Source organism: Streptomyces sp. NPDC058751 (assembly GCF_042746485.1).
Classification (GTDB): domain Bacteria; phylum Actinomycetota; class Actinomycetes; order Streptomycetales; family Streptomycetaceae; genus Streptomyces.
Window position 1 is genome coordinate 141,834 of the sequence record NZ_JBHYPZ010000002.1, and the last position, 12,446, is coordinate 154,279.

The 12,446-nt window shown below is 74.0% G+C and carries 11 protein-coding genes; 3 read left to right on the forward strand and 8 right to left on the reverse strand.

Annotated elements, in window-relative coordinates; translation table 11 throughout:
* Positions 1 to 216 precede the first annotated feature (216 nt).
* Positions 217 to 780, reverse strand: coding sequence for a hemerythrin domain-containing protein (locus tag ACFW6B_RS02815; RefSeq protein WP_386591517.1), 564 nt, complete (start codon positions 778 to 780; stop codon positions 217 to 219).
* 198 nt (positions 781 to 978) lie between these two features.
* On the opposite strand from ACFW6B_RS02815, the gene ACFW6B_RS02820 reads away from it, so the two are divergent.
* The gene (locus tag ACFW6B_RS02820) at positions 979 to 1,236 is read left to right on the forward strand and encodes a hypothetical protein (protein ID WP_386591518.1); all 258 of its coding nucleotides are present in this window, start codon (positions 979 to 981) and stop codon (positions 1,234 to 1,236) included.
* A 121-nt stretch (positions 1,237 to 1,357) separates the two neighbouring features.
* Here the strand turns inward: ACFW6B_RS02820 and ACFW6B_RS02825 are convergent, their stop codons facing one another.
* The gene (locus ACFW6B_RS02825; protein WP_386591520.1) at positions 1,358 to 1,585 is read right to left on the reverse strand and encodes a hypothetical protein; all 228 of its coding nucleotides are present in this window, start codon (positions 1,583 to 1,585) and stop codon (positions 1,358 to 1,360) included.
* A gap of 196 nt (positions 1,586 to 1,781) precedes the next feature.
* On the opposite strand from ACFW6B_RS02825, the gene ACFW6B_RS02830 reads away from it, so the two are divergent.
* Positions 1,782 to 3,740 (forward strand): SpoIIE family protein phosphatase, encoded by a 1,959-nt coding sequence (locus ACFW6B_RS02830; protein ID WP_386591521.1) that lies wholly within the window; start codon positions 1,782 to 1,784, stop codon positions 3,738 to 3,740.
* 22 nt (positions 3,741 to 3,762) lie between these two features.
* Here ACFW6B_RS02830 and ACFW6B_RS02835 read toward each other — a convergent pair whose 3' ends face one another.
* The gene (locus tag ACFW6B_RS02835) at positions 3,763 to 4,974 is read right to left on the reverse strand and encodes a GAF domain-containing protein (RefSeq protein ID WP_386591522.1); all 1,212 of its coding nucleotides are present in this window, start codon (positions 4,972 to 4,974) and stop codon (positions 3,763 to 3,765) included.
* A gap of 684 nt (positions 4,975 to 5,658) precedes the next feature.
* Here ACFW6B_RS02835 and ACFW6B_RS02840 point away from each other — a divergent pair.
* Positions 5,659 to 7,482 carry a thiamine pyrophosphate-requiring protein gene (locus tag ACFW6B_RS02840; protein WP_386591523.1) on the forward strand — a complete coding sequence of 608 codons (1,824 nt, stop codon included), beginning with the start codon at positions 5,659 to 5,661 and terminating at the stop codon, positions 7,480 to 7,482.
* Between the two features lie 713 nt (positions 7,483 to 8,195).
* Here the strand turns inward: ACFW6B_RS02840 and ACFW6B_RS02845 are convergent.
* The 5 genes from ACFW6B_RS02845 to ACFW6B_RS02865 all read right to left on the reverse strand — a co-directional run bounded on the left by ACFW6B_RS02845 (position 8,196) and on the right by ACFW6B_RS02865 (position 12,346).
* A complete protein-coding gene (locus ACFW6B_RS02845) occupies positions 8,196 to 8,825 on the reverse strand; it encodes a class F sortase (RefSeq protein WP_386591715.1) in 630 nt (209 codons plus the stop codon).
* 153 nt (positions 8,826 to 8,978) lie between these two features.
* On the reverse strand, positions 8,979 to 9,470 hold the full coding sequence (locus ACFW6B_RS02850; protein ID WP_386591524.1) for a sortase: 492 nt from the start codon (positions 9,468 to 9,470) through the stop codon (positions 8,979 to 8,981).
* A 288-nt stretch (positions 9,471 to 9,758) separates the two neighbouring features.
* Positions 9,759 to 11,045 carry an MFS transporter gene (locus ACFW6B_RS02855; protein WP_386591525.1) on the reverse strand — a complete coding sequence of 429 codons (1,287 nt, stop codon included), beginning with the start codon at positions 11,043 to 11,045 and terminating at the stop codon, positions 9,759 to 9,761.
* 70 nt (positions 11,046 to 11,115) lie between these two features.
* Positions 11,116 to 11,769, reverse strand: coding sequence for a DUF1707 domain-containing protein (locus tag ACFW6B_RS02860; RefSeq protein ID WP_386591527.1), 654 nt, complete (start codon positions 11,767 to 11,769; stop codon positions 11,116 to 11,118).
* A gap of 196 nt (positions 11,770 to 11,965) precedes the next feature.
* Positions 11,966 to 12,346, reverse strand: a complete 381-nt coding sequence (locus ACFW6B_RS02865) for a hypothetical protein (protein ID WP_386591528.1) — start codon at positions 12,344 to 12,346, stop codon at positions 11,966 to 11,968.
* Between the last annotated feature and the right edge of the window lie 100 nt (positions 12,347 to 12,446).

Sequence of the window (12,446 nt, forward strand, 5' to 3'; positions counted from 1 at the left end):
GGCTGGAACTCGGTCTCGACCAGGGCGACGGGCGCGGCGACCCCGGCGGGCCCCCCCCCCCCGGTCGCGGGCGCGGGGTGCCCCGCGCGGGAGGGGGGGGGGCGGTGGGGGGGGGGGTGGTGCAGGGCGGCGCCCCCCCCGCCCCCGCGGGGGGGGCGGCCGGGACACCAGGATCCGTGACGAGGGTCCGTGACGCCGGTCCGGCGGGAGCCGCCGTCAGCCGAGCTTGCCCCGGCCGCTCAGGGCGTCGCGCAGCCGGTCGACCATGCCCACACCCGGTGCCAGGAGCTTGTTGGCGGGCGGGGTGTCGGGGGCCGACGGGTGCGGGCGGGTGGGCGCCACCTTCTTGGCCTGGCGCACCTTGTCGCCGAGATCGTCCAGAGCCTCCGGAGGGCACGCGGCGCGCAGCATCGGGAAGAGGTTCTGTTCCTCGTCGGCTACGTGGGCGCGGATCTCCAGCATCAGGGTCCCGAGGAGCCGGTCGAACTCGGGATCGTCCGCCCCGTACCCCTCCAGGTCCTTCATGAGCCGCTCGGCCTTGGAGTGGTCCTCGATCTCCCGGTCGGCCAGCGCGTCACCGTTCGGCACGTGCTTGCGCACGGCCGGGTACAGGTAGGCCTCCTCGGCCACCGAGTGACGCACCAGTTCCATCGTCACCTGGTCCGCGTAGACCTTCCGGTCCTTGTCGCCGGGCGCGCACCGGTCGATGCGCCCGAAGATCTCCTCGACCTCCCGGTGATCGGTCGTCAGTTCCGCGATGACGTTTCCACCGTGCCCCATGTCCTCCACCTCTCAGACGCGGTGACGGCCCCTGGATGGTCCGTCCGGTGTGCCTCCGGGTGCCCACCGGCCGCCGGTTGACACGGCTTTTCCCTCCACCGGCCGCCGTCGGCTCCCGCTGTGGTGGGCAGGGTCCGGGACGTTTGAGGCCGTGGCTGGGGGACACTCGCACGCCCCCTGCCCAGGAGGTGGTCGGACATGAGCGAGCGGTCGGTGATCGTGTACCCGCCCACGAAACGCGACGGGCGTCAGGTGTGGGTGGACGGAAAGCTCGTGGGAACGGCCCGGGATCTGCGGGTTCTGACCGAACTGCTGAACGCGGCGGGCTGGGAGGACATGGACGAGGTCGACGTGGCCGAGTGGGAGGTCGTCAAGTGGTACGGCGGAGGGCCGGAGGCATGGTCCCTGTGGTCCGACCCGTGGCCCGCGAGCGCCCGGCAGTCCGGAGTCCGGTGAACTCGTCCCGGTCCTGGTCCCGGTCCCGGTCCAGGCCCTGGCCCGGTTCGGCCGGCTGAAGCCGTGTCGCCGGGCCGCGATCGGGCCGGCTCCGCGTGGTCGGCTCCGTGGAGGAGCCGTGTCAGCCCACGCCCATGCGCAGGTACTTCACTCCGCACTCGGGGCAGAAGGGATCGGCCGCGGCGCTGCCCCACGCCTCCGGCGGCTGCGTCCAGGCGGCCGGATCGAGCCGCCGCCCGCAGAGCGTCACGGCCCTGCCCGCCGCCGTCATGTGCCAGAGCGCGACGCGCGCGCCGACCGATCCCGGCGGGGCGCCTTCCGCGTACTCCGCGCGCAACTCGTACTCCACGAGCCGTCCTCGCCTCCCTTCCGAAGAACCCGTACCGGGTTCCCGCGGCGGTGCGGGCGAATCACCGGCCGGGCGCCGTGAGAGGAGGGACATCGTGGGAACTGGGAGGGAGACACCTGGGCGGCCGGTGGACGGGGCCGGCGCCGTTCCGCCGGGCGGAGCGCGATCCTGGACCACGGACGAAGCGGGTGGCACGGTGAACACCGAGGACGAGACGGCCGACGTGACCGGTGACGCCCATGTCGTGCGCGCCGTGTTCGACCAGATGCCCCAGATGATGGCCGGCCTGGAGGGACCCGAGCACCGGGTCGTGGCCGCCAACGGCGCCTTCCGGGAGGGCGCCGGCCGGGCCGCCCCGGTCGGCGCGACCCTGCACACCGTCTTTCCGGAACTGGCGGGTCCGCGGATGCGCGAACTGTACGACCGGGTACTGGCCACCGGGCGGACGGAGTCCCTGCGCGAGGGGCCGGTCCGTACGGAGACCGGCGGCCGGGTGGTGGAGGGCTTCTACGACTGCACCGCCGTCCCGCGTCTCGGCGCCGACGGCACGGTCAGGGGCGTGTCCGTGTCCGTCACCGACGTGACCGACCGGATGCGTGAACGGCGGGCCGCGCACGACCGGGCCGAGGAGGCGGAACACCGCTGCGCGCAGGCGCGCGAGACGATCGCCGGACCGCGGCGGGCCCTGCCGCCCCAGTACGTTCCGGTGCTGCCCTCGGTGAGCGTGGCCGCCCGTCACATACGCTCCGGGGCCGACGAGAGGGCGGGCGGGGACTGGTTCGACGCGCTGGATCTGCCGGGCGGCCGGATCGCCCTGGTCGTGGGGGACGTCGTCGGCAGTGACGCGGCCGCCTCCGCCGTGATGGTCCAGCTGCGGACCGTCGTGCTGGAACGGCTCCACAGTGGTGAGGGTCCGGCCGCGGCGCTGGCCGCCGCGGACCGCTTCGCGGCCCGGGTGCCGGGGGCACGCACGGCCACGTGCTGCATCGCCGTGCTCGTCCCGGGCGACGGCCGGCTGCTGTACGCCTCGGCGGGGCATCCGGCGCCGCTGCTGGTCGCCCCCGACGGGACCACACGGCACCTCGCCCGTGGAGCGGGCCCGTTGGGAACCGGTGCCTCCTACCGGGACCAGGACGACCGGATGCCGGACGACAGCGTGGTCCTCCTGTACACCGACGGCGTGACCGAGCGTCCCGAGATCACCTGGGCCGAAGGCCGCGCGGGGCCCGCACCGCCGGCCGACGGCGCGGTCCCGGACCGTGCCGTCCGGCGGGGGAGTCCGCCGGACGGCGTGGAACAGGCGCTGGAGCGGACCCTCGGGCGCCTGCCGCGCGAGGGCGGGCACGGCGACGACGTGACCCTGCTCGCCGCCCACCGCACCCCGCCCGCGCCCGCCTTCGAGACGGTCCTGCCCGCGGTCGTGGGCAGCGTCCGCGCCGTCCAGTTCGAACTGGGCCGGTGGCTGCTGCGCCTGGGCTGCTGCGACGAGGACGAGACCGCCGTCCAGCACGCCGTCGTGGAACTGGTCACCAACGCGGTCGACCACGCCTACCCGGACACGGACGTACCGGACGCCGACAGGAGCGTGCGGGTCAGTGCCCGTCTGGCGGAGAACGGGACGGTCGTCGTCGAGGTCGCCGACCACGGCCACTGGCCGGACGACTCCGGGCCGGAACCTCTGAGGGGACGCGGGCTGGCCATGGTGGAACTGTTCACCGGTGCCTTCACCGTCGACCGCGGTGACGCCTCGACGGGCAAGGGAACGACGGTGCGGATCAGCCACCGGCTGCGCCGCCCCGTCGTCGTCACCACCGGTACCGCCCCCGCGGCCACCCGGCCCTGGGAACTGCGGATCGAGGAGGAGCCCGACGTCATCGGCCGTCTCGCCGTCCGCGGCATCGTCGACATCACGACCGCGCCGCGGCTGAAGGCCGCTCTGATGTCGGCCTCCCACGGGGGCACCACCGACCTCACCCTCGACCTGTCGGCCGTCACCCACCTGGCCGGCGCCGGCGTACGGGTCCTCCACGACGCCACCGCGCTCTGCGCGGAGAACGGCCGGACCGGACTGACCCTGATCGCCCGTGCCGGCTCCGTCGCCGCGAGCGTCCTCGAACTGGCCGACCTGCCGTACACCCCCGGGACGGCCCCGTGACCCGGGCGAGGAGCCCGCGGCCTCAGCCCTGGGCGTGGAGGTGCTCCAGGGCGTCCAGGACGACCGTCCGCCGGTACCAGGAGTTCCAGCGGGCCAGATCGTCCGCCAGGGTCCGCAGTGCGGTGAACCGCACGTCCGTCAGCCACGGGCCCGGCCGGGAGTGGTGGACGGTGATGACGCCGGTGCACGTGCCGTCCTCGGCGAGGACGGGCACCGCGTACAGGGCACGGCTGCCCGTGGCCAGCGCGGCCCGGCCCTCCACGGTCGCGGCGAGGTCGGGGTCGGTCGTGACGTCCGGGACGAACACCGGCCGTTGCAGCAGACGGGCCCGCGCGCACACGGCCGGAGGCCCGTTGACCTCGGCGACGTGGTCCCGGTAAACGGCGTCGAGACCCGAGTGGGCCTCCAGGACGAGGGAGTCCCGCAGGGCGGGGTCGACCAGGTGCACTTCCGCGCCGTCCGCGTCGGTGACGGCCACGACCTCGTAGACCAGGGTGCGCAGCACCTGCCGCCGGTCGTACGCCCCCTGCTCGGGGACGTCCAGCAGCTCGGGTGAGGGCGGGGGAGTGCGCAGGCGGCCCGGGAACCAGCCGGACGGGCGTGCCGCGGGGCGCGGCGCGGTCACGAGGGCGGAGGCGAGGACGCGCAGCGGCACGTTGTGGTGCTGGGAGGTCTCGCGCAGCAGGTCGAAGGCGGCCTGGAAGCCGGCCAGCGCGTAGCGCTCGAGCACGACTCCCTGGGCCATTCCGATGACGGCGCTGGTCCGGGCCTTCGCGCGCAGGCCGAGGAGTTCGTCCGACTGGTCCTCCAGCCCCTCCGCCGTCTCGGCGGGCCGGCGCGGAGCGGTCTCGGGCAGGGCGGCCAGGGCCGCGTCGAGGGTCGGGCAGACGCGCAGGCCGGGGGCGGGGGCGAGAGTGAAGATCTCCCGTACGTGCGGGGCGGCGGCGACCACCAGGACCGGGGTGTCGGACAGATGGCGCGTGTGGGTGTCCAGCACGTGGATGCCGGCCGCGCTCAGCAGCCGCAGCCCCGTCAGATCGAGGATCACGCGCCGGTGGGAGCCCGTCGTCCGCAGGTACGCGGTCAGTTCGTGGCCGAGCGCGGTGGCGCCCTCGGTGTCGAGGATGCCGGACAGGCACAGCACGTCAGCGCCGTCCGTCACCCGTCGTACCGAGAGTGTCGCGTTCAGCTCCCGGCGACCGGTCCTCGGGGTGACCACGTGTTCCTGTGACATGCGGCCCGTCCTTCCCTGGGCGTCGGCCGCTGTCCGACCCTGTCTCCACCTTCGCTCCGTGAGGGCGTCAGGGCAAGCATCGACTCCGGACGACCCGGAGCGTTTCCCGCGCAGACCTTCCGGCCGTGGACGAGTCTGCGGGCGGGTCCGCGGACGAGAGCCCTCCGACCCGTACGGCGGCGGCGCGAAAACGCACCTTTGCGTCCCCCGCGGACGGGTACCCGGCGCGCAGTCGGCAGTCCCCGGGCCGGCCGTCCGAGATCCTGGCCGAAGCAGGAGGCGGTTCGCCCGTGACGAGTTCCCCGCGTCCCCCGAAGACCCCGGCGCTCGACGTGGCCGGGCTGCGGGCCGTGCTGAGTGAAGGCGTGGACGGCGAGGTCAGGTTCGACGCCGGGAGCAGAGGCGCGTACGTCACCGACGGCCCGGCCGGCCCTCCGGAGCGGCCCGGTGGGCGGCCACCGCGGGCGCCACGGTACTCGCGGCCGGCCTCGTGACCACGGCCGGACGGGCCGTGCACGGGCGTTGGCGCCGCCCCTGACCCGTGCCCGGACCGGGCACCGGCCGAGACCGGCACGCACCGGGACCGGGCAGGCGGCCGGACCGGGAACCCGCCAGGATCCGGCACCCGACGAGACCGCCCGCGAGCCCGAACCCCCGACCCCGGAAAACCGAAAGGTCCCCATCATGTCGAAGAAGGTCTCCGACCACGTTCTCGAGCGTCTGCGCGACTGGGGAGTGGAGCACGTCTTCGCCTACCCCGGCGACGGCATCAACGGACTGCTCGCCGCCTGGGGCCGCGCCGACGACAACCCCCGCTTCATCCAGGCCCGCCACGAGGAGATGGCGGCTTTCCAGGCCGTCGGCTACGCCAAGTTCTCCGGCAAGGTCGGCGTGTGCGCCGCGACCTCCGGGCCCGGCGCCATCCACCTCCTCAACGGCCTGTACGACGCCAAGCTCGACCACGTGCCCGTCGTCGCGATCGTCGGGCAGACCGACCGCAGCGCCATGGGCGGCTCCTACCAGCAGGAGGTCGACCTGCTGAGCCTCTACAAGGACGTCGCCTCCGACTTCTGCGAGATGGTCACCGTCCCCGAACAACTGCCCAACGTGCTCGACCGCGCCCTGCGCACCGCCATGGCCCGCCGCTCCGTGGCCGCGGTCATCATCCCGGCCGACGTGCAGGAACTCGACTACACGCCGCCCGGGCACGCCTTCAAGATGGTCCCCTCCAGCCTCGGCACGCCCCACTACGCGCCGGTGCCGGGTGACGACGACCTCGCCCGTGCCGCCGAGGTCCTGAACGCGGGCGACAAGGTCGCGATCCTGGTCGGCCAGGGTGCCCGCGGTGCCCGGACCGAGGTCATGGCCGTCGCCGACCGGCTGCGTGCCGGGGTCGCCAAGGCCCTCCTCGGCAAGGACGCCCTCGACGACGAACTGCCCTACGTCACCGGCTCCATCGGCCTGCTCGGCACCCGGCCCTCGTACGAGATGATGACCGGCTGCGACACCCTCCTCGTCATCGGATCCTCCTTCCCCTACACCCAGTTCCTGCCGGAGTTCGGACAGGCCCGCGCCGTGCAGATCGACATCGACCCGCACATGGTCGGCCTGCGCTACCCCTTCGAGGTGAACCTCGTCGGCGACGCCCGCGAGACCCTGACCAGGCTGCTGCCCCTGCTGAAGAGCGGCGGGGACAAGGGCTGGCGCAAGAAGATCGAGAAGGACACGGCCCGCTGGTGGGAGGTCATGCAACGGCGCGCCGCCGTCGACGCCGACCCCGTCAACCCCGAGTACGTCGTGCACACGCTCAACGACCTGCTGCCGGACGACGTCGTCCTCGCCGCCGACTCCGGCTCCGCCGCCAACTGGTACGCCCGGCACCTGAGGCTGCGCGGCGCCATGCGCGGCTCGCTGTCCGGCACCCTGGCCACCATGGGCCCCGGAGTGCCGTACGTCATCGGCGCGAAGTTCGCCCACGGCGACCGCCCGGCCATCGCGCTCGTGGGCGACGGGGCCATGCAGATGAACGGCATGGCCGAGCTGATCACGATCGCCAAGTACTGGCGCGAGTGGGCCGATCCGCGCCTGGTCGTGGCGGTGCTGAACAACCGCGACCTCAACCAGGTCACCTGGGAGATGCGCGCGATGTCCGGAGCCCCGCAGTTCCTGCCCTCCCAGTCGATCCCCGACGTCCCCTACGCGGATGCCGCCCGTCTGTTCGGTCTGGAGGGCATCCGGATCGAGCGGCCGGAGGACGTCCAGGGCGCCTGGAAGACCGCGCTCGCCGCGGACCGGCCCTGCGTGCTGGACTTCGTCACCGACCCCGCCGTGCCGCCGGTCCCGCCGCACGCCGACCTCGACCAGATCGAGGCGGCGGCGCTGTCCGTCGTCAAGGGAGACAGCGACCGCACCGGCATGGTCCGCCAGGGCTTCAAGGCCAAGGTGCAGGAGTTCCTGCCCGGCCGCCGGCACCGGGAGGACCGGCCCGGAGCCGAGGACGGCACGTGAGCGACACCCCGGTCGTGGAACGGGTGGACACCGCGGTGTTCACCGTTCCCGCCGACACGCCCGAGGACGACGGCACCCTGACCTGGGACAGCACCACCCTCGTCCTGGCCGAGGTCCACCGCGGCCTTGTCACGGGCCTCGGCTGCACCTGCGCCCCCGCCGCCCCGGTCGGCCCCGTCGACCGGCTCCGCGCGCCCGCCCGGCCGAGGAGCCCGTCTGCCACGACACCCGCCACCCGCCGGGCGCGGCGCCGACTGCGGTGCCAAGCACGCCGTCAACGGGTTCACCCCCGCGCTGCGCACCGAACTGCGGCACCGCGGCAGCAACGTCCACGTCACCATCGCGCAGCTGCCCGCCGTCGACACCCCGCAGTTCTCCTGGGTCTCCTCCCGCCTGCCCAGGCATCCCCGGCCGGTCCCGCCGATCCACCGGCCGGAGGTGGCCGCCCGCGGCATCGCGCACGCCGCCGATCACCCGCGCCGCAAGCGGTACTACGTCGGCGCCACCACCCTCGCCACGATCTGGGCCAACCGCGTGGCCCCCGCCCCGCTCGACCGCTACCTGGCCCGCACCGGCTTCGGCTCCCGGCAGAGACGACATCTGGCACCACCGGTCCCTGGAGGCGGCACTGGCCCGGCACCCGGCGACGGCCGACGCGGTGCTCGCGGCCGGCCTCGCGGTGGCGGCGAAGACCGGACCGGCCGGACGGCGCGCTACCGCTCCACGGCGCGGCCCCCTGGCTCCCGTACGGCGGTGAGGGTCGCGTACACCACCACGTTGCCGCGGTATCCGCCGTTCCCGGCCCGGCCTCCGCAGGTGATCACACGGAGTTCGGGCCGCCCGGAGCCGCCGTAGACCTTCTCGCTGGGGAAGCCGTCCTTGTCGTAGACCTCCACGGCGTCGACGGTGAAGACGGCGGTACGGCCGTCCGCCCGGCCGACCTCGACCGTCTCGCCCTTGGTGACGGCGCCGAGCCGGTAGAAGACACCGCGACGTCCGTCGCGCGTGTCCACGTGTCCCGTGGTCACGGCCGTGCCCCGCGAACCGGGTGCCGTGCCCCCGCCGTACCAGCCGGCGAGGCCGGTGTCGCCCTCGGGCGGGGGCTTGAGCGCCCCCGCCCCGTCGAGGCCCAGCCGTGCCAGGGAGGCGTCCACACCGATCGCCGGGATACGGAGCCGGACGGGCACGGAGCGGGGCAGCGGCGGGACGGCGGGGTGTGCCGGCGGGGCGGCAAGGCCAGCCGACGGGGTGGAGAACGCCTGGTCGGCCGACGGCTGCGGGGGCCGCCTGTCGACCGTCGTGCCGAGCACCAGCAGGATGCCCGCCACCAGGGCCACGACCAGATACGCGACCGGTGGGACGAACGGACGTGCCGGCGCGTCGGCCTCGTCCCTGGATTCCTTCAACGTCGGGCCTCTTGCCTGGAGGGAGCCGGGTGGAACTCGTTCCCGCGGCGCGCGGAACGAGGCTGGGGCCGGGGAGGCCGGAGCGCAGGGTCAGGCCCGGGTGCCGTACGAGCGGCGGCGGATCCTGTACAGAGCGCCCGCCGCGGCCGCGGTGATCAGCGCACCGCCCGCGGCGACCTGGGTGTTGGTGTCCTGGACGTCCCCGAAGCCGGCCCGGACGGCGCCGTTCGGCTGCGGCTGCGCGATCTCGTAGGTGTCCGTGAGCTTGATCCGCGGCGGGCACTTGATGGTGACGGTGTCCGTGCCTGACGCTCCGTCGGCCGGGATCTGGAACTCGCCCGTGAGCACGCCCGCGCGCTCGCCCCCGAAGAGGTGGAACTTGCCGCCCACCACCGACTCGCCCTTGCCGTACGTCACGTCCGGGCCGCAGGCCGTGACCGTGACCGTGACCGTGGAGCCCGGCAGCGCGCTGCCCGGGTCGATGCGGAGCGCCGGGTCACCGGCGGCCACGGCGGCCGGGCTCTGCAGGGCCAGGACGCCCAGGAGCAGTCCGACACCGACGCCAACATGTGTGTTTCGCAAGGGAATCCTCCGACAAAGCAGTGGCCGACCTGTCCGCTCGGCGCTCCTGTGATCTCCTCCGACGAGAAAACCGACGCTCCGTCAGCTCCGCAACAGGAGGCGGGGGCACGGGCGTCACCCGGGCGGATGCGACGACTGTTCGGGGACCGGCGTTTGCGCAGGTCGCGGAAGCGGTGGCCGGGTCGCCGCGGGAGGCGGATGGGCTAACGGCCCTCATCCCGAAGGGGGCAGGGGGCGTACGGCCGTATGCGCGGGGTCAGGTCGCCGCCCGGTCGGAGCCCACCCGCTTCACGGAACGCCGGCCCCGGTGGCGGTGTGGAGGCCGTCACCGCCGTGGGCCGTGTCCGGAGCGCGCGCGGGAAGACGCCGCACGGACGGGACGCAGAGGAGCGCGAGCGCCGCGGGGACGCCGACGGCCGTCATCGCGTACAACGTGGGCCGCAGGCCGAGGGCGTCGGACACCGGGCCGGCCAGCACGAGGCCCAGCGGCATGAGTCCCGACGACAGCAGATGGTCGTAGGAACTCACCCGGGACAGGGCCGCCTCGGGTATGTGCGTCTGCAGCGCGGTCTCCCAGGTGACGAAGAAGACCGAGACGGCGACGCCGGTGACTGCCTCGAGGACGGCCGTCACGGCGACGGACGTGCCGAGGCCGATGACGACCGCCTGGCAGGAGGCCACAGCGAGCGCCGCGGCGGCGAGCGCCATCGGACGCCCGACCTCGATCCGGTAGGCGCACACGTCCCCCACGACGGAGCCGATGCCGAAGCCCGCCGTCACGACCGCCCAGCCGGCCGCGCCGCCCCACCGGTCCTCGGCCAGGACGGGCCCCAGCACGAACACCGACGGCAGCACGACGACGTGGTAGACGGATATCGCCGCCATGCCCGACCACACCCACGGACGGCCGCGCACCTGCGCCCAGCCGGCGCGCAGCTCCCCGAGGAACCTTCCTCCCGGGGCGGGACGGGCCGCCTCGGCCGTCATCTCACGGGGTGTCAGCCGGGCCAGGAACGCGGCGCTGACCGCGAAGGTCAGCGCGTCCACCGCCAGGGCGCCGCCGGGGCCGGCCGAGGCCACCAGGAGACCGGCCAGGGCCGGACCGGCCACCAGCCCCGCCGACTGGACGAACCCGCGCAGGGCGTTGGCCTCACGCAGCCGGTCGGCGCCGACGAGCAGGGGGGTCAGTCCCGTGGCCGCCGGCATGAAGAACGCGTCGGCCGTGCCGAACACGGCCATCAGCAGCACGAGATGACGGACCTCGGCGACGCCGGTCAGCAGCAGGACCGCGGCGAGCCCCTGCGCGGCGAACCGCACCAGGTCCGACACCAGCATGATGCGGTGCCGCGGGAAACGGTCCGCCCACACCCCGCCCACCAGGGAGAACAGCAGCGTCGGTACGAGTCCCGCGGCAGCCAGCAGCCCCACGTCGGAGGCGGACCCGCCCACCGAGAGCGCGGCGAACGGCACGGCGACGAACGACACGCGGTCGCCCAGTACCGACAGGGACTGCCCGATGAACAGGCGGGCGAACTGCGGCTCGTCACGCAGCACGCCGGGAACGACAGACTTCACGAGGGGGACCGATCAGGGACGGAGGACAGGGACCGCGGCGCCCGATGGTAAGCGGTGCCGTCCTCGCGGGTCACCCGTATTCCGCGGGGGAGGGACCGGCCGGCCTGCGCAGGAGCCACTGGCCGAACGTCCGGCGCGGGGGCCGCACCACCACGCGGCCGTGGACCTTCTCGCCGACCAGCTCGACGCGCAGGACGACCGGCGTGTCCGGACGCGCCGGAGTCCGGTGGTGTCCGATCCGGCAGTGGACCAGCCGCAGGCCGTCGGTGTCGACCACGACGCCGGGCCGCGTGACCAGCGTCAGGGTCTTCCCCACCATGCCCACGTCGACGCGCAGGGTGTCGTGCGTGATCACGGCCTCGGTGAAGTCGAGCGTCACCTCGCAGAACGTCACCGCGAGTTCCAGCCTCCGCGGCACGACCCAGCGCCCCACGCGCTCGACCGCGCCGCTGTGGACCTGTTCGATCCGGACCGTGTCCTTGGCCTCCGCCCCGGCCGCGCCGACGGGTGGCAGGTCGCCGGTGAGCGCGGCCAGTTCGCCCAGGGTCCGTGCCGACAGGGCGACTTCCAGGCGCTCGTCCAGCTCGTCCGCGGTCAGCAGGCCGTCCCCGGCCGCGATCCGCAGCACGTCCACCACCCGGTCCCGGTCCGCGTGCGAGGCCCGCAGCCCGGGCGGCGAACCGGTGCCGACGGACTTCCCGGCGGGTGCGATCTCTCCTGACATGCTTCTGTCCTCGTCCCCTCGAACGTCTCTGCACGACGCGGGCAGCGGCGCCGGAAGAAGGTTAACGCTATATCGCGATACGGATCGTGGCCGGGCTCCATCGCTTCGTGGCGGCGAGCAGGAACCCTGTCCCGCACGTGCGGGACAGGGTTCTTTGCCGTTCGGGGCGGGGCCCGCCCCCGCGGACCGTGGTCTCCTACGGGTGCGCGATCCCGGTGATGACCTGGTCGTAGCGCCGGACCGTCCCGGTGAAGGCCGAGTTCGGGTACTTGTTCCGCAGACGGGCCAGGGCGGCGTCCACGTAGGCCCACATGTCACCGGCGTCGGAGTGGGCGTCGAAGACGGCGTGCGCGACCCATTCGCCCTCGTCGCTGCTGACGAAGGCCTCGTACTTCTGCTCCTCGGTGGTGACGGCCATGGCTGTGTCGGTCTCCTGGGTCGTGGTGTGCGGGGTGTCGTCACTCGTGGCGCCCGAGGACGGGGCCGCTTGCGCCGTCCCTGGCGCTGTGAGGAGCGTCGTCGTCGCGGCTGTGCCGACGGCGGCCCCCAGTACGGTCCGCCGGGAAATCTCTGACACGGTTCTCCCCCCCCTGTGCCGGCCCCCTCGCGGTGAGGGGCCCGTGACCGACCCTATATTCAACTACCTTCGACAGATGGGGAGTTGATGGCCGGGCGTG

Excerpts from the sequence above, each read along its gene's own strand:
- ACFW6B_RS02820 (WP_386591518.1), top strand. The coding sequence starts at position 979 with ATGAGCGAGCGGTCGGTGATCGTGTACCCGCCCACGAAACGCGACGGG.
- ACFW6B_RS02815 (WP_386591517.1), bottom strand. The coding sequence starts at position 780 with ATGGGGCACGGTGGAAACGTCATCGCGGAACTGACGACCGATCACCGG.
- ACFW6B_RS02835 (WP_386591522.1), bottom strand. The coding sequence starts at position 4,974 with ATGTCACAGGAACACGTGGTCACCCCGAGGACCGGTCGCCGGGAGCTG.
- ACFW6B_RS02840 (WP_386591523.1), top strand. The coding sequence starts at position 5,659 with ATGTCGAAGAAGGTCTCCGACCACGTTCTCGAGCGTCTGCGCGACTGG.
- ACFW6B_RS02860 (WP_386591527.1), bottom strand. The coding sequence starts at position 11,769 with ATGTCAGGAGAGATCGCACCCGCCGGGAAGTCCGTCGGCACCGGTTCG.